This window comes from Acinetobacter calcoaceticus, assembly GCF_016508255.1.
Classification (GTDB): Bacteria; Pseudomonadota; Gammaproteobacteria; order Pseudomonadales; family Moraxellaceae; genus Acinetobacter; species Acinetobacter calcoaceticus_E.
Genome location: NZ_JADVKT010000006.1, coordinates 183,593 through 209,578, shown reverse-complemented (window position 1 = coordinate 209,578; position 25,986 = coordinate 183,593). Strand labels below are relative to the sequence as shown.

The 25,986-nt window shown below is 36.8% G+C and carries 21 protein-coding genes and 2 pseudogenes; 10 read left to right on the top strand and 13 right to left on the bottom strand.

All coding sequences use genetic code 11. The features are described 5' to 3' along the window. Positions 1–139: 139 nt before the first annotated feature. Positions 140–3,037 carry a valine--tRNA ligase gene (locus I5515_RS13320; protein ID WP_199967634.1) on the top strand — a complete coding sequence of 966 codons (2,898 nt, stop codon included), beginning with the start codon at positions 140–142 and terminating at the stop codon, positions 3,035–3,037. 186 nt (positions 3,038–3,223) lie between these two features. On the opposite strand, the gene I5515_RS13315 is transcribed toward I5515_RS13320, so the two are convergent. The 3 genes from I5515_RS13315 to I5515_RS13305 form a co-directional block, all read right to left on the bottom strand. Further along, positions 3,224–3,826 carry a hypothetical protein gene (locus I5515_RS13315; protein ID WP_199967627.1) on the bottom strand — a complete coding sequence of 201 codons (603 nt, stop codon included), beginning with the start codon at positions 3,824–3,826 and terminating at the stop codon, positions 3,224–3,226. A gap of 184 nt (positions 3,827–4,010) precedes the next feature. Then, on the bottom strand, positions 4,011–5,015 hold the full coding sequence (locus tag I5515_RS13310; protein WP_199967626.1) for a molecular chaperone DnaJ: 1,005 nt from the start codon (positions 5,013–5,015) through the stop codon (positions 4,011–4,013). Positions 5,016–5,139: 124 nt separating this feature from the next. Beyond that, positions 5,140–6,045, bottom strand: coding sequence for an AEC family transporter (locus I5515_RS13305; RefSeq protein WP_199967625.1), 906 nt, complete (start codon positions 6,043–6,045; stop codon positions 5,140–5,142). A gap of 115 nt (positions 6,046–6,160) precedes the next feature. Between I5515_RS13305 and I5515_RS13300 the strand changes: the two are divergent. Continuing rightward, positions 6,161–6,475 (top strand): annotated as a pseudogene (locus tag I5515_RS13300) (LysR family transcriptional regulator); the annotation flags it as partial. Positions 6,476–6,941: 466 nt separating this feature from the next. Continuing rightward, positions 6,942–8,663 (top strand): acyltransferase family protein, encoded by a 1,722-nt coding sequence (locus I5515_RS13295; RefSeq protein WP_199967738.1) that lies wholly within the window; start codon positions 6,942–6,944, stop codon positions 8,661–8,663. A gap of 2 nt (positions 8,664–8,665) precedes the next feature. Here I5515_RS13295 and I5515_RS13290 read toward each other — a convergent pair. Further along, positions 8,666–9,238 (bottom strand): annotated as a pseudogene (locus I5515_RS13290) (AEC family transporter); the annotation flags it as partial. A gap of 115 nt (positions 9,239–9,353) precedes the next feature. On the opposite strand from I5515_RS13290, the gene I5515_RS13285 reads away from it, so the two are divergent. The 3 genes from I5515_RS13285 (at position 9,354) to I5515_RS13275 (ending at position 12,681) form a co-directional block, all read left to right on the top strand. Continuing rightward, positions 9,354–10,238 (top strand): LysR family transcriptional regulator, encoded by an 885-nt coding sequence (locus tag I5515_RS13285; protein WP_199967621.1) that lies wholly within the window; start codon positions 9,354–9,356, stop codon positions 10,236–10,238. A gap of 303 nt (positions 10,239–10,541) precedes the next feature. Further along, a complete protein-coding gene (locus I5515_RS13280; protein WP_199967615.1) occupies positions 10,542–11,729 on the top strand; it encodes an ammonium transporter in 1,188 nt (395 codons plus the stop codon). Between the two features lie 256 nt (positions 11,730–11,985). After that, positions 11,986–12,681, top strand: coding sequence for a phosphatase PAP2 family protein (locus I5515_RS13275; protein WP_199967613.1), 696 nt, complete (start codon positions 11,986–11,988; stop codon positions 12,679–12,681). Here I5515_RS13275 and I5515_RS13270 read toward each other — a convergent pair whose 3' ends face one another. The 6 genes from I5515_RS13270 to I5515_RS13245 all read right to left on the bottom strand — a co-directional run bounded on the left by I5515_RS13270 (position 12,682) and on the right by I5515_RS13245 (position 19,677). Then, positions 12,682–14,016, bottom strand: coding sequence for an ATP-binding protein (locus tag I5515_RS13270; protein WP_199967612.1), 1,335 nt, complete (start codon positions 14,014–14,016; stop codon positions 12,682–12,684). Between the two features lie 29 nt (positions 14,017–14,045). Continuing rightward, a complete protein-coding gene (locus I5515_RS13265) occupies positions 14,046–14,714 on the bottom strand; it encodes a response regulator transcription factor (RefSeq protein ID WP_199967611.1) in 669 nt (222 codons plus the stop codon). Between the two features lie 14 nt (positions 14,715–14,728). After that, complete coding sequence (locus tag I5515_RS13260; protein WP_199967609.1) at positions 14,729–16,378, bottom strand: phosphoethanolamine transferase; 1,650 nt, start codon at positions 16,376–16,378, stop codon at positions 14,729–14,731. 181 nt (positions 16,379–16,559) lie between these two features. After that, on the bottom strand, positions 16,560–17,885 hold the full coding sequence (locus I5515_RS13255) for a DcaP family trimeric outer membrane transporter (RefSeq protein WP_199967607.1): 1,326 nt from the start codon (positions 17,883–17,885) through the stop codon (positions 16,560–16,562). 273 nt (positions 17,886–18,158) lie between these two features. Continuing rightward, complete coding sequence (locus I5515_RS17635; protein WP_199967737.1) at positions 18,159–18,350, bottom strand: hypothetical protein; 192 nt, start codon at positions 18,348–18,350, stop codon at positions 18,159–18,161. Between the two features lie 73 nt (positions 18,351–18,423). Then, complete coding sequence (locus I5515_RS13245; protein ID WP_199967605.1) at positions 18,424–19,677, bottom strand: MFS transporter; 1,254 nt, start codon at positions 19,675–19,677, stop codon at positions 18,424–18,426. A 128-nt stretch (positions 19,678–19,805) separates the two neighbouring features. On the opposite strand from I5515_RS13245, the gene I5515_RS13240 reads away from it, so the two are divergent. The 4 genes from I5515_RS13240 (at position 19,806) to I5515_RS13225 (ending at position 22,863) form a co-directional block, all read left to right on the top strand. Continuing rightward, a complete protein-coding gene (locus I5515_RS13240; RefSeq protein WP_199967603.1) occupies positions 19,806–20,432 on the top strand; it encodes a lysophospholipid acyltransferase family protein in 627 nt (208 codons plus the stop codon). Between the two features lie 67 nt (positions 20,433–20,499). Continuing rightward, a complete protein-coding gene (locus I5515_RS13235) occupies positions 20,500–21,417 on the top strand; it encodes a patatin-like phospholipase family protein (protein ID WP_199967601.1) in 918 nt (305 codons plus the stop codon). A 104-nt stretch (positions 21,418–21,521) separates the two neighbouring features. Next, complete coding sequence (locus I5515_RS13230) at positions 21,522–21,983, top strand: NfeD family protein (RefSeq protein ID WP_199967594.1); 462 nt, start codon at positions 21,522–21,524, stop codon at positions 21,981–21,983. A 25-nt stretch (positions 21,984–22,008) separates the two neighbouring features. Next, a complete protein-coding gene (locus I5515_RS13225; RefSeq protein WP_199967593.1) occupies positions 22,009–22,863 on the top strand; it encodes an SPFH domain-containing protein in 855 nt (284 codons plus the stop codon). 69 nt (positions 22,864–22,932) lie between these two features. On the opposite strand, the gene I5515_RS13220 is transcribed toward I5515_RS13225, so the two are convergent. From I5515_RS13220 to prpF, 3 genes are all read right to left on the bottom strand, one after another. After that, entirely contained in the window at positions 22,933–23,301 is a 369-nt protein-coding gene (locus I5515_RS13220; protein ID WP_199967592.1) for an MmcQ/YjbR family DNA-binding protein, read from the bottom strand. Positions 23,302–23,358: 57 nt separating this feature from the next. After that, positions 23,359–24,270 carry a polyprenyl synthetase family protein gene (locus I5515_RS13215; protein WP_199967736.1) on the bottom strand — a complete coding sequence of 304 codons (912 nt, stop codon included), beginning with the start codon at positions 24,268–24,270 and terminating at the stop codon, positions 23,359–23,361. 165 nt (positions 24,271–24,435) lie between these two features. Then, the gene (gene prpF / locus I5515_RS13210; protein ID WP_199967591.1) at positions 24,436–25,623 is read right to left on the bottom strand and encodes a 2-methylaconitate cis-trans isomerase PrpF; all 1,188 of its coding nucleotides are present in this window, start codon (positions 25,621–25,623) and stop codon (positions 24,436–24,438) included. Positions 25,624–25,986: the final 363 nt, after the last annotated feature.

Genomic DNA, 25,986 nt, shown 5'->3' with positions numbered 1-25,986 from the left:
AATTGTGACCCATCTTTCATAAATCTACCGTTTTTTGAAAAAAATACAAAACCGTTTATCTGTTTTCAGCACATTAATTTCGAGGCATTTTTTTGCTACAATAGGTGCAATTTTTTATGCATATTCGATCTAAGCTACTATGACTGACGCTCAAACCGCTCAAAATATTGCGACCACGTACGATCCAACCGAGATCGAAAAGAAGTGGTACCAAACGTGGGAAGAACAAGGTTACTTCAAACCTTCTGGTCACGGTGAATCATTCTGTATCATGATTCCACCACCAAACGTCACAGGTAGTTTGCACATGGGCCATGGCTTTAACAATGCCATTATGGATGCCCTTACCCGTTATAACCGTATGATGGGTAAAAATACTTTGTGGCAACCGGGTACAGACCATGCGGGTATTGCAACTCAAATGGTTGTTGAGCGTCAACTTGGCTTACAAGGTGTAACTCGTCACGATTTAGGCCGTGAAAAGTTCATCGAAAAAGTTTGGGAATGGAAAGAACAATCTGGCGGCACGATTACTAAACAAATTCGTCGCTTAGGTTCTTCGGTAGACTGGTCACGTGAACGCTTCACGATGGATGAAGGTTTATCAAACGCAGTTAAAGAAGTCTTCGTTCGTTTGCACGAAGATGGTTTAATTTACCGTGGTAAGCGTCTTGTAAACTGGGACCCTAAACTTCAAACTGCTCTTTCTGACCTTGAAGTGGAAAGCAAAGAAGAAAAAGGCTCACTTTGGCACTTTAAATATTTCTTTGAAGACAAATCAGTTAAAACTCAAGATGGCAAAGACTATCTAGTTGTTGCAACGACTCGTCCTGAAACTTTACTTGGTGATACTGCGGTTGCTGTTCACCCTGAAGATGAGCGTTATGCACACCTTGTTGGTAAAAACATTGTATTGCCAATTACGGGCCGTTTAATTCCGATCGTTGCTGACGATTACGTTGAAAAAGACTTTGGTACTGGCTGTGTAAAAATTACCCCTGCTCATGACTTTAACGACTATGACCTAGGTAAACGCAATAGCTTGCCAATCATTAATATCTTCAACAAAAATGCCGAAGTTTTAGGTGAGTTTGAATATATTGCAAAAGCTGGCGAACAAATTTCTAAAACCATTACTGCACCTGCGGAATACGCTGGTTTAGAACGTTTTGCAGCACGTAAAAAGTTAGTTGCGGAAGCGGAAGCTGAAGGCTGGTTAGATCAAATCCAACCGTATGACTTAAAAGCTCCGCGTGGCGACCGTTCAGGCGTGATCATTGAGCCATTACTCACTGACCAATGGTACGTAAAAATTGCGCCTCTTGCTGAACCTGCAATTGAAGCAGTTCAAGATGGCCGTATTAAGTTTGTTCCAGAGCAGTACAGCAACATGTACATGGCGTGGATGCGTGACATTCAAGACTGGTGTATTTCACGTCAGCTTTGGTGGGGTCACCGTATTCCAGCTTGGTACGATGCAAATGGCAATATCTATGTAGGTCGTAACGAAGAAGAAGTTCGTACAAAAAACAACCTTGCTGCTGACGTTGAACTTAAACAAGACGAAGATGTTCTTGATACATGGTTCTCATCTGCACTTTGGACTTTCTCAACTTTGGGTTGGACTGGCGACGACAAAAAAGATGAACTAAATGATTTCCTTAAAACCTTCCACCCAACAGATGTGTTGGTGACTGGTTTTGACATCATTTTCTTCTGGGTTGCCCGCATGATCATGATGACCCTACACTTCATGAAAAATGAAGATGGTTCATCTCAAGTTCCATTTAAGACTGTTTACGTTCACGGCTTGGTACGTGATGGTGAAGGTCAAAAAATGTCGAAGTCTAAAGGTAACGTACTTGACCCATTAGACTTGATTGACGGTATTGATTTAGAAAGCTTAGTTGCTAAACGTACAACTGGCCTAATGAACCCGAAAGATGCAGCGAAGATTGAAAAATCAACGCGTAAAGAGTTCCCAGAAGGCATTAATGCTTATGGTACTGACGCAGTTCGTTTCACGTTCTGTGCACTTGCAAACACTGGCCGTGACATCAAGTTCGACTTAAAACGTGTTGAAGGCTACCGTAACTTCTGTAACAAAATCTGGAACGCAACTCGTTTCGTTCTGATGAATGTTGAAGGTCAAACTGTTGGTCAACAAGCGCGCCCAGATCTTTGGGAACTTCCAGAACAATGGATCATGAGCCGCCTACAAAAAGCTGAAGCTGCTGTACATCAAGCGTTTGCAACTTACCGTTTAGACCTTGCTGCTCAAGCGATTTATGATTTTATCTGGAATGAATACTGTGACTGGTACGTTGAGTTAACTAAACCAGTCCTTAACGATGCAGAAGTTGCAGAAGAGCGTAAAGCTGAAGTACGTCGTGTATTACTTGCAGTAATGGAGGCTTCATTACGTTTGGCTCATCCATTAATGCCCTATTTGACAGAAGAAATCTGGCAGACTCTTGCACCAATGCTTGGTCAAGGCGGCCCAACGATTATGACTGCTCAATACCCTATTCCTGAGCAAGCAAAAATCAACGAACAAGCTGAAGCAGATATGCAATGGCTTCAAGGTTTGATCGGTGCGGTACGTAACATTCGTGGTGAGTTGGGCTTAGGTAATGCGCGCTTGTTGCCAGTATTACTTCAAAACACGTCTGACGCTGAACGTGAACAAATCATTCGTATTGAAGCATTGTTCAAAGCTTTGGCTAAAGTTGAAAGCATTGAATTCTTGAATAAAGACCAAGAACCACCTTTGTCTTGCTCTAGCGTTGTTAGCCATGCATCGGTATTTGTACCAATGAAAGGCTTAATTGACCCTAAAGCTGAGCTTGCTCGTTTGCAAAAAGATTTAGACAAAATCCAAAAGCAACATGATCAAATCGCGGGCAAACTTGCAAACGAAGGCTTTGTATCTAAAGCACCAGCAGCGGTTGTTGAAGGTGAAAAAGCGAAGCTTGCTGAGTTTGCTGCTCAGTTAGAGAAAGTTAAAGCGAATATGGAACAAATTGCTGCACTTTAATGCAGTGATCTGATTCAAAAAATCCCCTCACTTGAGGGGATTTTTATTGGAAATAATTACAACTTAGTTCAGAAAGACATATATTTTCAAGCTTTGATATAAACCTATTAGATAACCAAGTCAAATATTGATCAAAAATATAAATTCAATAAAATCTTAACCTATTAATTTAATGTATTAAAAATATCAATCAATTTTATACACACTAAATAATAGTTTTCCATTTGCAGAGATTGCCCAATATAAGTGATCATTTTTCTGACTTTCTTCTAAAATAATAAATTTATCTTGCTGGCAAACTTGTTCAACTAAACCAATATTTTTTTCTGCACCATATACATTAAAAGAATCATGTCTTTCAAAATCATCATGATCCCTTAGCAATTCAGGTGGTTGAACATAATGAATGTTGGAGTTAAATGTTTTCCAACGTTTTTTTATAGTTGGCTTAATACATTCAACTGTTAAATAGGTAATTTTCTTCTGGCCTTGCAACTGCTTTTTAGATAAAAAATTTACTTTAGTTTTATTATCTAAGGGATAGACTACAATCCAATAACCATCGTCAGATGAATCTAGCCTTTGATAAAAAAATATTGATTCTGTCAGATTAGGAAAGATTTTATGATCATATAAAATACTATTTTTCAATCTTTTCTTATTTAAACTCTCTTCAAAAAAATTATCCGCCATACATACTAAAAAAATTATTACAATTAAAAAACTTACAATTGAAATAAAGACATAAATTACTAACATTAAAATTATACTTAAAAATTTTTTTAGCATAAAAACTCAACTTCAAAACTAGAAAAGGCCCCCATAGGCCTAATTTCTTACAGCTATATTTAAATAGCCCCCAATTTTTTAAAATTCCCCAAATCATCACTACTAATCTCACAGCACCATATAAATTCTGAAAGTTAATTATTGGTGTTATTAATTAATAATTTTAGAGAGTTTGCCAAAGAAACTAAAGCACCCCATGCCCCAACAACATCTCTACTCCACTCACTTTTTTCATGTGCTTTAAACGCTCCTTTTCCCACTTCAATTGCTGCTTTAACTCAGCGCAGTCCGCATCTACAGTTTTATAAACATCACTAATGTGTACATGTTCTACTTTTACAGTCTTCGCTAACTGAAAAGAATCCAAAATCTCAGCAATTTGGCTTTCAAGCTGCTGACTTTGTGCATCCAAAGCCAGTTTATAAAACCGCAACTGCTCAGTAGATAGTTCTTTAGCGCCTAGCCCTTTATTCTGTTCAAGCTGTAACTGGAGTTTCAGTAAGTAAAACAAATCCTGCTTTTCGTAGGCCTGACTTACTTGTTGAAACAACTCAGTTTTTTCCTGTTTCTTTATTTCTTCCTGCTCACGGTCTGGGTGAATCATCGCGGCAATTTTTAAATAGACTGTTTTGAGTGACTGGGCTGCCATTTGCTCAGCTTGTTCCCGTTTTTGTTGTTGTCTTTGCTGTTTGGCTTGTTCCCGCGCTTGTTGTTGCTCGGCAGCATACTGTTCAAAGTCTTCTTCTAACTCTGCACTTTCATCGTATTCAGATTTTATTGACTGAGCTTTTTTATTCTTTTTTACTGACTCCCCCGCATGTTGCTGATAAAAGGTATCGATCTGCTTCACTAACTCCAATTGTTCAGCAGACAGCATTTTGGAGCGCTTCAACATACGTGCAAGCTGGGCAATTTTTTCATCTAGTTGTTGCATATCCGCTTTGGAAAACTCATGGCTATGCAACATATTCCAAAGTTGATCCAACTGTTGAAATAAGACTTCATGTAAATCGCTATACACAGGCATCAGTTTTTGCCGAATGTGCTGTTGAATCTCAGCTTGTGCATTTTGCCATGTGCTCAGGCTAACTTTTTGCTGTTCTATTTTATCAATCAGGCGATTCAGTTTTTTCTGCTGTGCAGACGGTTCAGACCTTTGCTGCAAGCTCACTTTGAGATCAAAGGACATACCCATCCACCTGAAAAAGAAAAAAGTGTAGCAATAATCAGATAAGGAAGGTAGCAAAGCATTCCTTAACTCAGAATCAGCCTATTCATTTTTAGAATAGAATACGACTTATCTAAGTTATACCTTAAGAAATCCACCAAATCACTAATGGTAAAGTCACGGCAGCACACAAGGTTTGAAAGCTAATCACGGCTGCCATGAGCTGACTATCGCCGCCCAAAACTTTAGTTAAAATGTATGAAGCTGAAGCAGTCGGTAGCGCAAAGAAAATGACTAAAATTTGTATTTGTAAGTTTGGTAAACCAAACCACATGCAGACCGCGTAAGCCAAAGCAGGCACTGCTAAAAGTCGTGCAAATGTGTCTGCTGCCAACACCACAATGTCTTTTTTAATTTGCATAAACTGTAAAGCTGCACCAACACATAACAAACCCAAGGGCAAACTAGACACTGAAAAAAGCTTAATAAACTGAGTAAAGCCTTCCCAAATCGGGATATGAAGCGCATTGACTGTTGCCCCGACTACACATGATGCAATTAAAGGGTTTTTAAGGAGTGCAATCAAAACAGGTTTAATTGCCATGTGTTCTTTAGAAGTTAAAGCAAGCACCGAAATAACGTTTACCAGTGGAATGCAAAGCGCCAATAAAATTGCCAGAATTGCCATTCCTTCACTTTTAAAAAGCGAAGTCACTAAAGCCAAACCAATATAAGTATTAAAACGAACCATACTTTGTACATGCACACCAAAACGTGCAGGTGGTATGTGCCAAAACATTCGGAGTATGTATAAAAAGACGGTTACAGCAAAAACCACAATCAACATCGCAATAATGGCTGTACTCAAACTTTGTAAGTCAATTTTCGCGGTTGATAGCGTACTGAAAAGTAAAGCGGGAAATAAAATATAGTAATTAAGCTTCTCTGCCCCCGCCCAAAACTCATCGCTAAAAAAACGATATTTTTTGAATAAGTATCCCGATGCAATTAATGCAACTAAAGGAAAAAGAGATAAAACAATGCTATTCATTTCTTTACTCGAGTTTTGTTGAGGCTTGCTGTTTGGCAACTACCTTGGCTTACTCATATATTAAAGATAATGAAAACTCATGATAAAATGAGTTTTTACTCATAATAAGTACAACATGACATTTACCCAGCTTGAAATTTTCGCACTTATTGCTGAACTAAAAAGCTTTACGGCTACTGCAGAAAAGCTGGGAATTTCACAGTCGGCAGTTTCTCATGCACTGAAGTCATTAGAACAACAATGGGGCATTAACCTCATTTCAAGAACTCAAAGTGATATTGAACTCACCACGACAGGTCAGCAGTTATTGACCCATGTAAAAGAACTATTGAGCATTTCCCATACTTTGGAAAAAGAAGTGGCTGCAATTCATGGTTTAAACGAAGGCACATTACATATTGGCTCTTTTAGGGCTTCATCCTCTATTTTTAGGAGGTACTAAGTAAAGAAAATTTTTAAAGCTAAAAAATTCCTATATTATCATTTATAATCAAACATTTACACCAAAAAATTCATTTATATTATCGAATAATTTTATATTTAATTTGGGGTTGCTGATAAAAAATTAGATTTTAAGGAGCAATTTGAGAGTGTGAAAAATACTAAGAGTAGAGAACTAAGTTAATTATTGACACTTGAACTACAGTCTGCCCCAATTTTTGACTAGCATTGCGCATTTCGTCAATATAAAGAAAAACTGCTTTAGTCTTGGTAACTTTATGAAACTGACTATATACTGCTTTAACTGTATTAGTTGTATAAATAGGTTTTTAATCACCATGAAATACTTGAAATAAGCTGATATATGTGTTTATTATGTGCTATAAATTTTTAAAACTAAAATATTATGAATTATAGACCAGATATAGATGGCTTAAGAACTCTAGCAGTATTACCTGTCATTTTTTTTTCATGCAGGATTAAATATTTTTAGTGGTGGATTTATCGGTGTAGATATTTTCTTTGTAATAAGCGGTTATTTAATAACAACAATTATTCTATCTGAACTTAAAAATGATAAATTTTCTATTATAAACTTTTATGATAGAAGAGCAAGAAGGATTTTACCCGCATTATTTTCTGTAATGTTACTTAGCTTAGTTACAGGATATTTTACAATGATGCCTGATGAGTATAAAAACTTTGGGCAATCTCTTGTAGCTACTACATTATTTTCAAATAATATTTTATTATCATTAACTAGTGGTTATTGGGATTTATCAAGTGAATTTAAACCACTACTTCATACTTGGAGTCTTGGCGTAGAAGAGCAGTATTACATTATAACTCCTATATTATATATATTCGCATGGAGGTTTTTTAAATACAAGATTCTTTGGATGTTTATATTAATATTTTTTAGTAGTCTTTTTTTTGCTGTTTGGTTTGTTAATAAATCTCCAAATATAGCTTTCTATATACTACCGACACGTGCTTGGGAAATAACCCTAGGAGGTAGCTTAACAATTCTACTTAATAAAAAAATAATTAACAATAAAAACTTTATCTCCTGCAACATATTAAGCTTTATAGGAATATCTCTTATATTAATATCAATATTTACATTTAATAATACAATTTTATCTCCTAGTTATTACCTTTTACTACCTACTATTGGGACTTGTTTAGTTATTGTTTTTTCAAAAGAAAATACTATAGTATATAAGTTATTAAGTCTTAAACCAATAGTATTTATTGGTTTATTAAGCTACAGCCTATACCTTTACCATCAACCAATTTTTTCATTATTAAGAATATATTCTATTAAAGAACCAAGCACATTAACCTTTGTGACTACTATATTCTTTATATTCTTTATATCTTATATATCTTTCAAATATATAGAAACTCCATTTAGAAATAAAAAAATCTTTTCACAGAATGTAGTTTTTTCACTAGCAATTATAGGAAGTCTTTTTTTTATAATTTCTGGAGTTATTTTAAATAAAAATTATGGAATTCCAGGTCGCATATTTGATCACAATATAAAAATAGAAGACCTTGATAAACGAATATACAATGAAAGAATATACTCATTTAAAAAGAAAATCTTTAGTAGTGATTCAAGGAAAAAATTATTAATTGTAGGTAATTCATTCGGCAGAGATTTCATCAACATAGTATTAGAAACATTCAAAACTAACAATGTTGAGATAATTTATAGAGATGACTTTCTTGAATGCATTAATCCATCTGAAAAACTATATTATCAAGCAAATATAATTGTTTTTTCTTTCAATCATGAATATTCTAAAAAATGTGTGGATTTAAATATTAAATATACTTATCAAAATCAGAAAAAATTATATTACATAGGGATTAAAGATTTTGGTTACAATTTAAATTGGTTGATCCGTTTACCTAAAGAAGATCTAGCAAATCAATATAATCCAATTTCAGAAAAATTTATTAAAATGGATAATGACATGAGTAATATAATTCCATCAGAAAATTACATTTCATTATTAAAACCCATATTAGTTGGAAATAAAATTCCAATTACAGATGACCAAGGTCTAATGTTAAGTACAGATAGAGCACATTTAACCAAATATGGTGCTATATATTTTGGAAACAATATTATAAAAAGCACCTCATTTGCAGATATATTCAATTAAATAAGCTTAATAAACTGAGTAAAGCCTTCCCAAATTGGGATATGAAGCGCATTGACTGTTGCCCCGACTACACATGATGCAATTAAAGGGTTTTTAAGGAGTGCAATCAAAACAGGTTTAATTGCCATGTGTTCTTTAGAAGTTAAAGCAAGCACCGAAATAACGTTTACCAGTGGAATGCAAAGCGCCAATAAAATTGCCAGAATTGCCATTCCTTCACTTTTAAAAAGCGAAGTCACTAAAGCCAAACCAATATAAGTATTAAAACGAACCATACTTTGTACATGCACACCAAAACGTGCAGGTGGTATGTGCCAAAACATTCGGAGTATGTATAAAAAGACGGTTACAGCAAAAACCACAATCAACATCGCAATAATGGCTGTACTCAAACTTTGTAAGTCAATTTTCGCGGTTGATAGCGTACTGAAAAGTAAAGCGGGAAATAAAATATAGTAATTAAGCTTCTCTGCCCCCGCCCAAAACTCATCGCTAAAAAAACGATATTTTTTGAATAAGTATCCCGATGCAATTAATGCAACTAAAGGAAAAAGAGATAAAACAATGCTATTCATTTCTTTACTCGAGTTTTGTTGAGGCTTGCTGTTTGGCAACTACCTTGGCTTACTCATATATTAAAGATAATGAAAACTCATGATAAAATGAGTTTTTACTCATAATAAGTACAACATGACATTTACCCAGCTTGAAATTTTCGCACTTATTGCTGAACTAAAAAGCTTTACGGCTACTGCAGAAAAGCTGGGAATTTCACAGTCGGCAGTTTCTCATGCACTGAAGTCATTAGAACAACAATGGGGCATTAACCTCATTTCAAGAACTCAAAGTGATATTGAACTCACCACGACAGGTCAGCAGTTATTGACCCATGTAAAAGAACTATTGAGCATTTCCCATACTTTGGAAAAAGAAGTGGCTGCAATTCATGGTTTAAACGAAGGTACGTTACGTATTGGGTCTTTTGGGGCATCATCATCCATTTATCTATTGCCTGAAATTTTAGAAATCTTTCGGCAGCGCTACCCTAAAATCGAAATTTATATTGATGAAGGTGAAGATAAAGAAGTTGCTCAGTGGTTATTAGAACGGCGCATAGAAGTCGGTTTTTTGATTATGCCAGATGAGCGATTCGATACGTTTCCCTTAATTGAAGACCGTTTTGTTGCCCTAATTCCGAGTAGTTACCCGCTCGCGCAACAACTCTATATTGATCCAGCACACCTAGAAAACTGCCCATTTATCATGACAATGGCGGGTAGTAGGCATCAGGTCGAATTAATTTTAAAAAACTTTAATGTGAAACCAGACATCAAATTTTATGTGTCACAAATTCTAAGCATCGTGAGCATGGTTCACAACCAGTTAGGGGTTTCAATTGTATCGGACATGGTGATTACCAAAGAATTACTCTCACTCTATCCAAACGTAGTTAAACGCCCTTTTAAACCGAATCTTAAACGTTCTATTGGACTCGCAGTAAAAAACAAGAAGCATATCAGTCCAGCCGTTAAAGCATTTATTGAAGTTGCTCAAGCAGTTTGGTCAGATCATTAAATGAATACGGATAATTTTTAGAAACTTAATAACGAGCCATTTCAGGTCATTTTATCGCCGCATTACATGACTTTTATTATAAAAAAGCTCTATAACTGCTCTATTTCGAACAAATTGATGCACCACCTATCATCAATGCTCACCATTTAACTCCAAATTGGTGCGCTTATTGCATATTCATTTTTATGCAATTGAGTTTGTTTCGACAAACTTAGGTTTTTAGATTCCTTAAGTCTATTTTGGTGCAATTTACAGACCCAGATTTGTTCCAAAATGGAATTTAGCACTTTTTTCGAGCATGCTATGCAAAATGTAGATCTATTTTTCTTATTACTTGGTGCAGTTTTGGTTCTTGCCATGCACGCAGGTTTTGCATTCTTGGAACTTGGTACGGTACGCCATAAAAATCAGGTGAACGCACTGAGTAAAATTCTGACTGATTTTGCCCTCTCTGCAATCGCATATTTCTTTGTTGGCTACTACATTTCTTATGGTCAGCATTTCTTCCATGATGGTACAAGCCTCGCAAGTGATCATGGCTACAACCTCATGCGTTGTTTCTTTTTACTCACATTTGCTGCGGCTATTCCTGCCATTATTTCGGGTGGTATTGCTGAACGTGCAAAAATGCGTTCTCAAGCCATCGCAACACTCGCTTTAGTTGGTCTGGTTTATCCATTTTTCGAAGGGATGGTCTGGAACGGTAACTACGGTCTGCAAAAATGGTTAGAAACGACCTTTGGCGCAGCTTTCCATGACTTTGCCGGTTCAGTCGTAGTACACGCGATGGGCGGTTGGATTGCACTTGCTGCAGTTATTTTATTAGGGGCACGTTCTGGTCGTTATAAGAAAGATGGTCGTGTAAGTGCTCACCCACCGTCTTCTATTCCATTTTTGGCACTTGGTTCATGGATTTTAATTGTTGGCTGGTTTGGCTTTAATGTCATGAGTGCTCAACGCCTTGATGCTATTTCTGGCCTAGTTGCGATTAACTCACTTATGGCAATGGTGGGTGGAACCATTACAGCAAATGCGATTGGAAAAAATGACCCCGGTTTCTTACACAACGGTCCACTTGCTGGTTTAGTGGCAATCTGTGCGGGTTCTGACATTGTTCATCCCATAAGTGCGCTTGTGATTGGAGGTGCAGCTGGAGCAATGTTTGTGTATCTATTTACCTACACACAAAACAAACTCAAAATTGATGATGTGTTAGGTGTATGGCCATTACATGGCGTATGTGGTGCATTCGGTGGTATTGCAGTGGGGCTATTCGGCCAAAAGTGGCTTGGCGGTTTAGGCGGTGTTTCATTCTTCTCGCAACTGATTGGTACATTACTCGCGATTTCCATTGCGCTCGCTGGTGGCTTTATTGTTTACGGCTTACTTAAAGCAACCATTGGCATTCGTTTATCTCAAGAAGATGAGTTTAGAGGTGCAGACTTATCTATTCATAAAATTTCTGCAAACTCTGAAGAAGGTATGTTCTAACTCAACAATTGATAAGCAGGATCAAAATATCCTGCTTATCAATACGCTCTATAAATAAAATTTTAAATAAAACACTTACTATTGATTAAAAAGTATGCTTTCAATTCGTTACTCAATCAATTTAGACTGCTGAAAAATATATTAATTTTAATATTATTTTAAGATTAACAAATAAAACCCTGTTTAGTTTAAGAACAGTTTAAGTTTTATTTTATGTAATGCCTTCAACTCACACTCAAATTGATGCTACATCGCAATGAACCACCAAAAACAATTTTTTCAACTTCAACTTATTTTTCTTACCCTTAGTTTTTTTATACTTTTATTTATATTTCCAGTAGGTGGGAAAATTGATATGTATCTCATCCATCCTTGGATGGATTCAACAGGTCATTTCTTTAATCGGGACAATTGGTATCTGGTAAGGGTTAACCATGAAATCATAAAACAAATCATCACCACTGTGTATGTCATCTTTTTAGGTCTGTGGATTGCGTCATTCAAAGTAGAAAAATTGAAGATTTATCGCTGGCAATATGGCTATATGTTTTTAGTGAGCATGATTGGTAGCGGTGTAGTTGGCCTATTAAAATCACAATCTGCACATGCTTGCCCTTGGAATATGGTTCATCCGACTGCTTTAAGTTATGTGTGGGATTTTACTGCTACCCATGGTCATTGCTTTCCAGGCGGTCATGCAAGCGCAGGCTTTATTTTAATGACAGGTTTTTTTGTTTATCGTCTTGAGCAACCTAAACGTGCTTATTTTTATCTCATTGCTGGCATCATCTTAGGCTTTATGATGGGCTGGGGACAAATGATGCGTGGCGCTCATTTCCTTAGCCACAATTTATGGACAGGTTGGGTGGTTTGGGCAGTAAATATCTTATTTTATAAGATTTGTATTCACCGCTTTGAGTTTGAAAAACGAATCAAACAAGAACTTGCTTAATCAAGTTCTTGTTTCATGAATATGTAGAACTTTAGGAAGTTTAACCAGAACAGAAAGTCCACCAAGTTCTAAACTTCTATCTAATGTCAAAGTTCCGCCTAAACGCTGAGTCGCTCGGTCAACAATAGATAAACCTAAGCCACTGCCTACTTCAAGGTGGTGGTGTACACGATAAAAACGTTTTAAAACTTTATCATAATGTTCAGGGTCAATACCCGCACCGCTATCTTCAATTTGTATACATGCATCGCCATCTATAGCAGTAAAAACTGAAATATTAATCATTCCTTCATGAGGGGTGTATTTGATTGCATTATCAATTAAGTTAAAAATAATCGAGTGTACTGTTGGCTCTACACTATGCATTTCAATAGGTTCATTACGAACAAATCCTAGGTCAATATCTTTTTGCATAGCTAAATTAACAAGCTGTTCAACACAATTTAAAGCGACATCATTGAGTTGAAAAGTTCTGGTCGGTTCAATCACACTTAAAGAAACATCTTGTTTAGCCAAAGCCAAAAGCTGTGTAACCAAATGCTGAATTCGTGCTAATCCTTTACTCAGGTTTTGTAACGATGCATGCTCAGGAAATTGACTGATTAGAATTTTAGTTTGTAAATTTAAAGCTGTAACAGGAGTTCTTAATTCATGAGCCGCATCTGCAATAAACTGTTTCTGTTCATTTTGAGCTTTCGAAATACGCTCAAACAAACGGTTCATTTCATCAATAGTAGGCAAAAGCTCTTGAGGATAGTCTACAACTTCAATTGGCGTTAATTCTTCCGAATCTCGTTCCTTCAACTCATTTTTAAAGTCATCTATCGGTTTTAGACCTCGACCAATAATTGCGGCTAAAGCAAAAATCGCAAATGGCAAAATAATTAAATACGGAATAAACATACTTCCTGCTAGCTCCAAAGCAAAAGCTTCACGAACATGCTCTTGTTGACTGACCTGAACCTGATAATCTTTTAAAGGCACAACATAAGTTCTCACCACACCTTGGCTAGTTGTATGCGAGTAAAAACCAGCTTGTGTGACGGGTGGAACTAATAAATGTAATTGGTGAGATAAATGGGCCTGATCTTTATAAGCCCAAATATCTAAGAATAAATCTTCTTCATGATAAGTTCTGTGTAAATCGAACTTACTACTTACTGTTTTTAAAGGGTATGCAGCTGTTCGCTCTGCTAAATACTGCATTTGAGTATCTAAAATTTCATCAACTTCTTGAAGTGCGACCTTATAGGCACTAAAAATTAATATACAACCTAAAATGACACTGAAAATTGAGGTGCCCCAAATCAGTCGTTTCTTTAATGAATAATGCACTTTATGAAGTTCCAAAATTTAAGCGAGAATTATCCTAAGCGGTAACCCAACCCTCTAATAGTTCGAATAAAGTCTTTCCCGAGTTTAGCCCTCAAGTGGTGTACATATACTTCAATCGTATTACTAGTCACTTCACTATCGAAGTCATATAACTTATCTTCAAGATTCGCTTTAGAAAAGATTTTATTTGGGTGGCTCATCAAAGGAATAAGAATCGCCCATTCACGATTCGACAAGTCGATCCGTTGGCCTTTAAAGGTTGCAATATGCTGTTCAACATTTAAAACCAGATCACCACTTTGTAAGAGTTGCTCATGGTTAGCAAGCTGAGCTTCTACCCCACTACGGCGCAATAGAGCATGAATACGAGCAAGTAATTCATCAAATTCGTATGGTTTAATTAAGTAATCATCTGCACCGTGGTTTAATCCATCTACACGATTTTGTAACTGGTCTCGTGCCGAAATGATTAAAACTGGAGTCACGGCTCTTTGACGAATCTGCTTTAAGACCTGCATGCCATCCATCATAGGCAAACCTAAGTCTAATAGAATGATATCAAACTTATTTTTAGCCAATTGAGCCAGACCATCTAAGCCATTATTGACCCACTCCACCTCAAATTGATGATATTGCAGCAACGTTATCGTTGACTCAGCAATCATAAAATCATCTTCAATCATCAGGATTTTTGTCATGTTCTAGGCTCGCTTTAATTCACATGGGCACAAGAGTGCAACATGTCCAGTTGAGGGTTGATGACCTGAGTTTTTACATCCAGCAGACTTAACAAACTTGGGAATAAATTATCCTGACTTAACTTTTGTTTTGTTTGTTGGTTTAAACAATTTACTTGAGCAAGATTCTGTTGTTTCCAACCATCAGAGAACCACATAATCATTGGTATATGTGTTTGTTGAGTCGGCGCGATTGAGTAAGGTGCACCATGTAAATACATACCATGCTCACCAGTTGACTCACCATGATCAGATAAATACCAGAAACCAGTTTGATAATTCGATACTTCTTTTAAAGTATTAATCATTTGGTTTAATACATGGTCTGTATATACGATTGTATTATCATAGCTATTCACTAATTCGGCTGGTGAACAACCCTGTATCGCATTAGTATCACAAGTTGGTTTAAATGGTTGATATCCCTGAGGTGCACGCTTGTAATATGCTGGTCCATGACTACCCATCTGATGCAATACTACTAAACGTGGACGCTTATCATCTGTCGGAATAGAAGCTAAATATTGCTTTAAGCTATCAATGAGAATGTCATCAAGACATTCACCATCTTTACACCACTTTTGCTTTAAATCTTCTGGAATTTGATATTGTTCAACGCGATCACATGCACCTTTACAACCCGAGTTATTATCAATCCAAGTGACCTGATAGCCTGCACGTTTTGCAATATCAAGTAATCCTTCGCGATGACTTGCTAAATGCTCGTCATAATCAGAACGTGGCATACCTGAGAACATACAAGGCACCGAAACTGCCGTTGCAGTACCACATGAACTCACTTGCGAGAAGTTTAAAATATCTTGTTTAGAAAGTTCAGGATTCGTATTTTTTGCATACCCATTGAGGGAGAAACTTTCAGCACGTGCAGTTTCACCAACCACAAGTACCATGAGTTTAGGTAAACCTTTTTGAGTTTGTTGAACTTGTTGAGCATCTTCACCATATTTCACAAGGGGAAGGTTTTTCTTTGGCGCTTTTTTACGATAATAAGACATAACCGAAGAAATAGTATTCTGCGGAGAAATCATGCCTTTTAAATCACGGTGCTCTCTAAAGATTGCTGCAAAATCAACATAATATGTAAATAACAAACCACCTATAACTGCAAACGCAATGGCAATTGAGAGTACCTTTTTAACTAAAAGCGGAAGTATTTTTTCTTGTTTGAATTTTACCTGTGTAATTAAAATAATAGGTAAAACGACAAAGAAAATAGTCCAGAATAGAAAACGCAAAGAGAGTAAATCTGTAGCTTCTGAGACATCTGTTTGTACAATATTTTGAATTTGGTCAGGTGAAACAATGACACCTAAAGTATTTACAAAGTACGAGCTAAAACCACCAATAAATACCAACAAAATGGCAAAAATTTTAGCCGTCCATTTCCAGTTTAGAATTTGTAAAATCGCATAATAAGCAGCAATGAGAATAACCACTGTAGCTGCTAGGAATAGACTTGCTTTAATACCTAAATATGGTGTCAACAGGTGAACTTTCTTATAAAAACCAATATTTAGAATTGCGCCTAACCAAACGGCTATAATGAAATTGAACATAAACAGGGAAATCTGCTTATTTCTTAATTTAGAAAAAAAACTCAGCATCTCTGGTTACTACGACCTTTTTTTATGATGTTCTAATGTAAAAATTGAAACTTAAAAATGACTTAAATAAAAAATGATCTATGACAGAAATCTTAAAAAATACTTATTTTAAAGTTTTTTATAACAAAAAGACGAGGTTAAATTTAACCTCGTCTTTTTTATTCTTAACTAAATATTGTTCTTAGAAACTATATTTAGCCATTAAACCAATACGGTTATCTTTATAAGACTGGCCAGCAAATGTTTCACGCTTACCATTTACATATTCAAGACCTAAATCAATTGGTTTAACAGGTGAATAGATGACGTTGATCCATGCTTGTTGAACTTTTTCATTGCCAGCTGTATATGCTTTAGCATAGTCAGTACCGTCATCAGCAAACTCTGCGCCATACGCTAAAGTTGAACGTAAGTTAGGTAAAATTTTATAAGTACCACCTACTTGCACAGCAACAAATTTATTTTGCTCAATGCTGTTGTTTACCAAAGTATAGGCAGCGTTACTACCATATAAATAGCTATTATCACCAACTACATATGATGCATCAGCAAACAGTTTTAAAGGATCAGAAACTTTAAAGTCTGTACCTGCAGCAATACCCCAACCAGTTTTATTATCCTTACCAGTTGGCGATTTATAATTTTCAACTAATGCACGAGCTGATGCAGAACCTTTACCATCTGCATAACCTTGAGTAATTTTAGCAGTCAATACAGGTAAACTATATTTAACGCTGTCATTTAACCAGTTACCACTTGTATCTTGTTTACCATTAAGAGCTGTACTATCACCTTTTTCAGCAGAAACAAACAATTGTGTAGTTGGTCCTAACTTGTAGTTATAACGTACTTGAGGCACACGTTTAGTACCACCACCAACGTTTGTCGAGAAGTCGATCATTTCTGGTGCATGGTTAGCCAAGAAGTTAGACGTTGTTTGACCAAATAACCAGTCGTTATAAGTTACATAAGCATGACGAATACGCAATGAGCCATTTGAATCTGTTGTAGAACCAGCAAAATCGACTTCGAGTTTACCACCTACTTTAGCATCGCCAACAGGCGTATTAAAATCTAAACCAAGGCGTGTAGTTTTAGCAGTCGCACGTAATTTATCTTTTGTTTTACCATCAGTCTTACTAACATCACCAAAATCATTATCCGCACCTTCGATAATGTAGTTAGCATCACCACGAACAAAACCATAAAGGTTCACATCAGCGCCCGCTTTAGATTTAAATCCTGCCAACGGTGAAACTGGTGCAGCAACTGGTTGCGCCTTAACTTCAGCGAGTTGAACTTGCTGTTGTTGCTGTACTTGCTGTTGTTGTTGCTGTACTTGGCTTTGTTGTTGAATTAAAGCTTTTAAAGCCTCAACTTCTTTACGAAGCTGTTGAATTTCCGCTTTATCGGAAGTTGCAGCATGTGCCCCACTCATCATTAAAGCTGTTACTGTAAGAGCTAAACTTTTAACAACGAAAGATTTACGATTAAGGAATAGATCCATCAAAAACTCCAAAAAATATATTTTATGTTGCTTATCCATGCCAAGTTGATTCGTGTGACCATTAAGCACTAAAGAATCAACCATCCTCCAAATTTGATTGCATTAATTTTATTACCGCAATCAAAACCAATTTTAACGCTGGGTAAGATTAAAAAATTCCAGACCAGAAGGATGAAAATATACTTTTGGTTACAGAAATTTTACCTTAGCTTCATGTTGTAACGAATCCTACACAACTCTCTTATCTTATAGAATCATTAAATCGTTATTTCATTATTCTTTTTTAGACTTTAGGCTAATATCCAATCTAATTGAACATTTTTTTGCCTGTCTAAGTTGATTCACATGATTTTTCTTGTTAACCAAATCCATTTTTTCTCCTTTTGGTCTCCATTTTCTCCCCAAACAAGATGGCATAATTAATAGAGCATTAAAATAGCTAAAAACATACATTTTTAAAAATATAGACAAAGGTATTAGATACAGCTTAGATCACTACTTAAGTGACATTAACCTTCTCTATTTCATTTAGTTAACATTATTTTTCTTGTAGTTTTGCATGTTTCCAGAGGTAAATAGGAAGCAAAGTAACAACGGCAATAATGACAATAGCTATCAAATAATGGAAATAACCAAACACATCTCCAAGCACACCACTAAAACTGTAAAGAAGCCCACTCACAGTCGCCATGACCGAAACCTGAAAGGTAAAGTCTGTACCCGCATATTCTTTTCGGCTGTAATGCATGACTAAGGTCAACATCACCACCAGTAGCATTGCCGAGAATGCATCCTCTAAAGCATTTATGATGTACACAATCCAGATATTTAACTGAATTTTCTGTTCGTAGGTGTAAGCTAAATAGGTATAAGCCACTAAGCTCATGATTTTAAATACTGAAAAAATAATTAATGCTGTTGGTCTCGAAAAATATTTAAGCATCCCGCCTGCTATGGCTGCACCAATTAATGCAGCAACAGCCCCAAGCATCGTGATATAAACACCAATTTGGGTAAAGCTTAATCCCATATCAACCATTAAAGGTTTGAGTAATGGTCCAGCAAAACCATCTGCAACTTTAAAAGTGACTAATACTACTAGCCAAGTGCGAAGTTCTTTATTTTGAGTGAAATAACTCAAGTAAGCTTTAATCTGGGTTAAAAGTTTCTGTGAATTACTCTGAGTAGGTAAATGTATTGGATGTGCCGGTTCATTAAAAAATAAAACTGGTAATGTGTTTAAAAAGACCAAAGCCGCTAATAGTAAAAAAGTAGATTGCCATGTCAACCAGTCTAAGCACCAAAGTACGGCACCACCTCCAACGATAAAACCTAGTCGGGAACCAACCACCTGAAATGTATTCCCCCAATGTTGCTGGTCATGTTGCAATAAATTAACCGCCAAAGCATCGGTCGCAATATCTTGAGTCGCTCCAGTTAGGTTCATTAAAAGAAGCGAAATAAAAAAGGCAAATAGATAAATGGGCTGGTCTAAAGCTTGAATAGGGAAAAAAGACAAAATGCAAAGTACAGCCACAGTCAAAAACTGAGTAGGAAGAATCCAACTACGGTAATGCCCTAATCTGGAAAGTGCATGGCGATCAACCCACGGCGCCCAAAATATCTTAATCGACCATGGCAGCATTAATAAACCAAAACCACCAATATGAGCCAGTGAAACACCTTGCGCTCTTAAAATGACGGGTAATGCATGCGTCATAAACCCTACAGGCAAACCTTGTGCCCAATACAAGGAAAAGAGCAAAAGATAAAGATTCTGCTGCCGAAACATATATACCTACTTTTTATTTCTTTAATAAGGAATAACATCAAATGTCATGTTGTTCTTACATTTTGCCAATGAAGCATATATTTCAAAAGACTAAGATAAAACAAGGATAAGTTAAAATTTAAAAAAATATGGATCAACATTTCCCTAACCTACCTCATTTGGTACCTCAACGCGGTACAGCGTTAAGCCGAGTACTATTTAAAAAACTTTTTTTAGCGCAAGGTTGGACCATTGAAGGCGAAGTTCCTAATTTTCCAAAAGCAGTTGCGATTATCTCACCTCATACTTCAAATATTGATGGATGGTATGGGTTTCTTGCTATTTTCGGATTAGGCATTCAAATTACGGTATTAGGTAAAGATGCTTTATTTAAGCCACTATTTAAACGAGTTTTAGATTGGGCAGGAGTCATTCCTGTTAAACGTGATACAGCAAATGGACTGACTGAACAAGTGGTTGCCACTATTCAAAAATATGACAAAATCTGGATTGGGATGGCACCAGAAGGTACACGCAAAAAAGCAAAAAAAATGAAAAGTGGTTTTTATCATATTGCTGCAAAGGCCCATATTCCTATTGTGATGTTTTCTTTTGATTATGATCATAAAACTATTCACTGCTTAGGCCATTTGGACCCAAGTGGAAATTATGATGAAGATCTACAAAAGATTTTTGATCGCTATGAAGGGAAAATTTCCCCAAAAAACCGTAATTGGCTTGCAGAACCTTTACAAAATCTAGTGAAAAAAACCTAGCAAAAATTGAGCGAATCTGGTCTTATGACCCCCTCTTAATTTATCTCGACATAGATTATTTTTAAAGATGAAAATTGCTCAATTTGCCACTATTGGATTTATCTCTCTAGCCCTATTCGGCTGTGATAAATTTAGCAAAACACCAACGCCGACTACCTCAATTAAAGCCCGTGAACCAGTAATTGCGCTTGCTTTAGGTGGCGGTGGAGCAAAAGGATTTTCACATATTGGTGTGATCAAGGTTTTAGAGTCTCATGGAATTAAGCCTAAAATTGTAACGGGTACTAGTGCTGGTAGCTTTGTTGGAAGTATCTATGCCAGTGGGCAAACACCTTATCAACTGCAAAGTCTGGCTTTGAAATTACAAGAGTCTGATATCCGTGATTTAACTCTTAACCGTCAGGGTATTATTCTCGGACAAAAGTTACAGGACTACGTTAACCGTAATGTGGGTAACAAACCGATTGAGAAGTTCCCAATCCGTTTTGCGGCAGTTGCAACTCGTCTTGATAATGGTCAAAAGGCAGACTTTATTAAAGGTAATGCAGGCCAAGCAGTACGTGCCTCTTGCAGCATTCCAAATGTATTCGTCCCAGCCACTATCGGCAATCAAAAATACATAGATGGCGGCTTAGTCAGTCCAATTCCTGTTAAAACAGCTCGGGATATGGGTGCAGATATTGTGATTGCAGTTGATATTTCTGCGCGTCCTGCAGGTAATCGCCCAGCCAATATGTGGGGTTTACTTGATCAAACCATTAATATTATGGGTCAACAAAGTATTAATGAAGAACTCAAGCAAGCCAATGTGGTTATTCAACCTAAAGTTGGGCATTTAGGTGCACTCGATTTGAAATCAAGCAATGAAGCTATTTTAGAAGGTGAAAAAGCTGCTCAGGCACAAATACGCCAAGTTGAAACCGCAATTGCGAACTTCAAAAAATCTCCAGCCGCATTCAAGCCAGCACCACGCCCTAAATTCTAATTGGGGTGGTTTTTTTCTATCCACATTTCCCTTCATCTGCTACAGTGGTAAAAGTGATATTGAGTCACTTTTACTCACATAAAGATATATAAAAGAGCAGATCTATGGAGTTTGTTGTACAACCTTGGCATTGGTTTGTATTGGGTATCTTACTTATTCTTTCTGAACTGATCCTCCCTGCCTTTGCGGCACTCTGGTTTGGTATTGCCGCCATTATTGTGTGCGTTCTCTATTGGTTATTTCCAGACATTAGCCTCACAACACAAATTGTATTGTGGATAATCCTATCAGTGCTATGCACTATTCTTTGGTTCAAATTTATTAAACCCTTATCGATTGATAAAACAAAAGCGGGATTACCCCGTGAAGCAACGATTGGTCAAATTGGAATGGTGATTCAAACTGGTCTAGACCATGATCAAATTATTGTTCGCTTTCCAATGCCTATTTTAGGGGCCGATGAGTGGAATTGTCGAAGCACCACTCCTGTTAAAGTGGGCGATCGAGTCAGAGTTATTGACATTTCGGGTAATGACTTAATTGTTCAAACCCACGGTACTTCATAAACATTAAAGATAAAGAGAGGGTATTATGCCAGTCGGTACTATTATTGTTTTAGCCTTTTTGGCTTTTGTTGCTGTTACTATTTTTAAAGGGGTCCGTATTGTTCCCCAGGGCTACAAATGGATTGTCCAACGTTTAGGTAAATATCACACCACCCTTAATCCGGGGCTTAATTTTGTGATTCCCTATATTGATGACGTGGCTTATAAAATTACCACCAAAGACATTGTGCTAGATATTCCATCACAAGAAGTAATCACACGTGACAACGCCGTATTACTCATGAATGCTGTGGCATATATTAACTTAACCACACCAGAAAAAGCAGTATATGGTATTGAAAACTATACATGGGCCATTCAAAACCTTGTACAAACCTCATTACGTTCTATTGTTGGTGAAATGGATCTAGATGATGCATTATCTTCACGCGATCACATTAAGGCTAAATTAAAAGCCGCTATTTCTGATGATATTTCAGACTGGGGCATTACCTTAAAAACAGTCGAAATTCAGGACATCCAACCTTCTCATACCATGCAAGCTGCCATGGAAGAACAGGCTGCTGCAGAACGTCAACGTCGTGCTGCTGTTACTAAAGCAGATGGTGAAAAACAGGCTGCTATTTTAAGTGCAGAAGGTCGTTTAGAAGCATCACGTCGTGACGCAGAAGCTCAAGTTGTTTTAGCTGAAGCATCTCAAAAAGCGATTTCAATGGTGACCAGCGCGGTGGGTGATAAAGAGATTCCGGTTGCTTACCTTTTGGGTGAACAATATGTTAAAGCGATGCAAGATATGGCGAAATCAAATAATGCCAAAACTGTGGTTTTACCAGCCGATGTCTTGAATACAATTCGCGGTATTATGGGAAAGCATAATTAATTTAATGACTTCAAATAAATAATTAAATTAAACGGTGAAGATCATGTCACCGTTTTTTTATGTTTTATATTATTGGTTTTTTAGTCTTTTCTGATCTTTCAAGGGTAGCTTCTTTACGACCAAATCATAAGAATCTTGAATTAAATCTTGAAGTAAATCACTTGTTAAATCCTTATGTGGTTTAATCGAAATCCAGTGTTTTTTATTCATGTGATAACCCGGAATAATAAATGAATAAAGCTCCTGATATTCCTGACTTTTATAAGGATCGCATTTGACATTAATCATTTTGACGCCTGCCACTTCCGTTGTCAGCATGAATATTTTTTCTAAGATTTTGAAAACTTCATACTCTGGCCCAAATGGATGGGTCTGTTGGCTAAATGGAAGGTTTCTCGCAATTTCAATTGCTTTTTGATGGAGTTGTTCACCATTCATTTTTTATCCCTTATTCATTTCACATGAATAGATGTTATGCATATTAATTTAATATTATTAGTTCGTGCGCGCTAAAAGAAACTGTGAAATCTCCACTAATTCTTTTGCATTATCACCAAAATGGGCTAAGGCCTCAAAAGCTTGATCATGCAATTCATTAGCATAGATTTGTGCTTGTTCCAGCCCCATTAAAGCTGGATACGTCGACTTTTGTACTTGCTCATCCTTACCTGCAGTTTTACCCAAGGCTTCAGTACTCGAAGTAATATCAAGAATATCGTCTAATACCTGAAAAGCTAAACCAATAGTCTGGCCATATTGGCGTAATTTTGGAATTGCTTGATCTGTTCCAGAAAAAATAGTGACTGCACCCATCATAATGGCAGCCTGAATGAGTGCACCAGTTTTATTACGATGAATATTTTCAAGTTCGTCTTGAGCAATTTGTTTAGCTTCAGCTTGTAAGTCTAAAACTTGCCCACACACCATTTTAGAAGTGGCTGTTGCTAGAATCTGGATTTGTTTTAATACAATAGCGGCATCGGTGCCCTGCCCTTGTTCATCGAACAAACGGCTACCTAAAACCTCAAAAGCCATTGATTGTAAAATATCACCTGCAAGCAAAGCAGTATCTTCACCAAACGCCACATGACAAGTTGGTTGTCCACGGCGAAGCAAATCATTGTCCATACAAGGCAAATCGTCATGAGCCAGTGAATAACAATGAATGAGTTCGACTGCAACCGCAGCACGACGTGCAGCAGCAAAATTTGGATTGGCTTGTAAAGAGGCAGTTGCATAACACAAAGCTGGACGTACACGTTTTCCACCAAGCATTACTGCATGATGTACTGCACTTTTTAAAGGCTCTGGAATTGAAAACGCGGCCAATGTCGTCAATAAATCTTGTTGAATACGTTGTTGAGCTTGTTTTAAAACATCCGCATTAACTTGAGAGAGTGATGACACAGTCGCCTCGATAAAATCAGTATAGAGAAATTTTATTGAATGTAATGAAGCATTCATGCGTTACATCATACACGATTCACTACGAAAAGTGGTTGATGAGTTTTTGAAGGCAACCGTAAAAAAGCCTCTACATGATTGAGAGGCTTTTTCTTTACTTAATGACTTTTAGAAACTGTCACCAGGAACACGTACCCAACCTTCCATTAACACACGCGCACTACGGCTCATAATAGCTTTTTTCACGACCCATTGATCATTAACAAATTCTGCTTGAGCACCAACACGCAATGTTCCAGATGGATGACCAAAACGTACCGCTTCACGTTCGCCACCACCTGCAGCTAAATTTACTAAAGTACCTGGAATAGCTGCTGCCGTACCGATCGCAACTGCTGCTGTTCCCATCATCGCATGATGTAATTTACCCATCGACAAAGCACGAACCAGTAAATCAACATCACCCTCTGAAACTGGCTTACCACTTGAAGCGGTATAGTTTTTAGGCTTAGAAACAAAAGCAATTTTGGGTGTGTGCTGACGCGCAGCTGCTTCCGAAATATCTTTAATTAGGCCCATCTGTACCGCACCATATGCACGAATTTTTTCAAAGCGTGCCAGTGCAGTTGCATCACTATTAATATGATCTTGTAATTCTGTGCCTTGGTAACCTAAATCTTCTGCATTTAAGAAAATAGTTGGAATTCCAGCATTAATAAATGTCGCTTCAAAACGACCAATATCAGGTACATCTAGTTCATCAACCACGTTCCCTGTAGGGAACATATCACCGCCGTCTTCGCCATCATCAGCCGGATCTAAAAACTCAATTTGAACTTCAGCGGCTGGAAAAGTTACTCCATCAAGCTCAAAATCACCTGTTTCTTGGACCTGACCATTTGTTATTGGCACATGAGCAATAATGGTTTTCTGGATATTCTTTTGCCAAATTCGAACAGTACATAAGCCATTTTCTGGAATACGATGTGCATCGACCAAGCCATTTGAAATCGCAAAAGAGCCAACAGCAGCAGTTAAATTACCGCAGTTACCACTCCAGTCTACAAAAGCCTGATCAATTGAAACCTGACCGAATAAATAATCTACATCATGCTCTGGCTGAGTACTTTTAGCGAGAATAACAGTTTTGCTGGTACTCGAAGTGGCTCCCCCCATCCCATCAATTTGTTTTCCATATGGGTCTGGACTACCAATTACACGTAATAAGAGCTGATCTCGTGCTTGTCCTGCAACTTGGGCTTTTTCCGGCAAATCATCAAGCTTAAAAAATACACCTTTACTGGTTCCACCACGCATATAAGTTGCTGGAATTTTAATTTGCGGTACTGAGCTCATATCAACTGTTATCCTTACTATTATGTTCTTCTATATCAAAACAAGCATTCTTGTTTTACCCTTCTCTTCATCTTAAATTGTTTTAAGGCCAAGAGATAGCGCTCTGCTTTATACATCAATCGTATTGACGAGAGCATATTTTGAGAATTTAGCAATATGCTTGCAATGACTTAATCTAAGCAAAATCTAAGAAAAAAAGTCTATATGAAATTATATTTTTTAGAACACTTTTCACTCTATATTGAAATATTAAAATCAAACCAATGATTTTAAACACATTTTAAGATTACCTTTTAGTCACTGCTTATTAATTTGTAGTCTAGGCTAAAATAACTCCATCTATTAGAATAATTTACTTATTCA

What these genes read in the sequence shown, in the direction of transcription:
- I5515_RS13240 (WP_199967603.1), top strand. Translation starts at nt 19,806, where the DNA reads ATGGATCAACATTTCCCTAACCTACCTCATTTGGTACCTCAACGCGGT.
- I5515_RS13225 (WP_199967593.1), top strand. Translation starts at nt 22,009, where the DNA reads ATGCCAGTCGGTACTATTATTGTTTTAGCCTTTTTGGCTTTTGTTGCT.
- I5515_RS13305 (WP_199967625.1), bottom strand. Translation starts at nt 6,045, where the DNA reads ATGAATAGCATTGTTTTATCTCTTTTTCCTTTAGTTGCATTAATTGCA.
- prpF (WP_199967591.1), bottom strand. Translation starts at nt 25,623, where the DNA reads ATGAGCTCAGTACCGCAAATTAAAATTCCAGCAACTTATATGCGTGGT.
- I5515_RS13310 (WP_199967626.1), bottom strand. Translation starts at nt 5,015, where the DNA reads ATGTCCTTTGATCTCAAAGTGAGCTTGCAGCAAAGGTCTGAACCGTCT.
- I5515_RS13245 (WP_199967605.1), bottom strand. Translation starts at nt 19,677, where the DNA reads ATGTTTCGGCAGCAGAATCTTTATCTTTTGCTCTTTTCCTTGTATTGG.
- I5515_RS13315 (WP_199967627.1), bottom strand. Translation starts at nt 3,826, where the DNA reads ATGCTAAAAAAATTTTTAAGTATAATTTTAATGTTAGTAATTTATGTC.
- I5515_RS13285 (WP_199967621.1), top strand. Translation starts at nt 9,354, where the DNA reads ATGACATTTACCCAGCTTGAAATTTTCGCACTTATTGCTGAACTAAAA.
- I5515_RS13230 (WP_199967594.1), top strand. Translation starts at nt 21,522, where the DNA reads ATGGAGTTTGTTGTACAACCTTGGCATTGGTTTGTATTGGGTATCTTA.
- I5515_RS13275 (WP_199967613.1), top strand. Translation starts at nt 11,986, where the DNA reads ATGAACCACCAAAAACAATTTTTTCAACTTCAACTTATTTTTCTTACC.
- I5515_RS13220 (WP_199967592.1), bottom strand. Translation starts at nt 23,301, where the DNA reads ATGAATGGTGAACAACTCCATCAAAAAGCAATTGAAATTGCGAGAAAC.
- I5515_RS13280 (WP_199967615.1), top strand. Translation starts at nt 10,542, where the DNA reads ATGCAAAATGTAGATCTATTTTTCTTATTACTTGGTGCAGTTTTGGTT.
- I5515_RS13320 (WP_199967634.1), top strand. Translation starts at nt 140, where the DNA reads ATGACTGACGCTCAAACCGCTCAAAATATTGCGACCACGTACGATCCA.
- I5515_RS13265 (WP_199967611.1), bottom strand. Translation starts at nt 14,714, where the DNA reads ATGACAAAAATCCTGATGATTGAAGATGATTTTATGATTGCTGAGTCA.
- I5515_RS13255 (WP_199967607.1), bottom strand. Translation starts at nt 17,885, where the DNA reads ATGGATCTATTCCTTAATCGTAAATCTTTCGTTGTTAAAAGTTTAGCT.
- I5515_RS13235 (WP_199967601.1), top strand. Translation starts at nt 20,500, where the DNA reads ATGAAAATTGCTCAATTTGCCACTATTGGATTTATCTCTCTAGCCCTA.
- I5515_RS13260 (WP_199967609.1), bottom strand. Translation starts at nt 16,378, where the DNA reads ATGCTGAGTTTTTTTTCTAAATTAAGAAATAAGCAGATTTCCCTGTTT.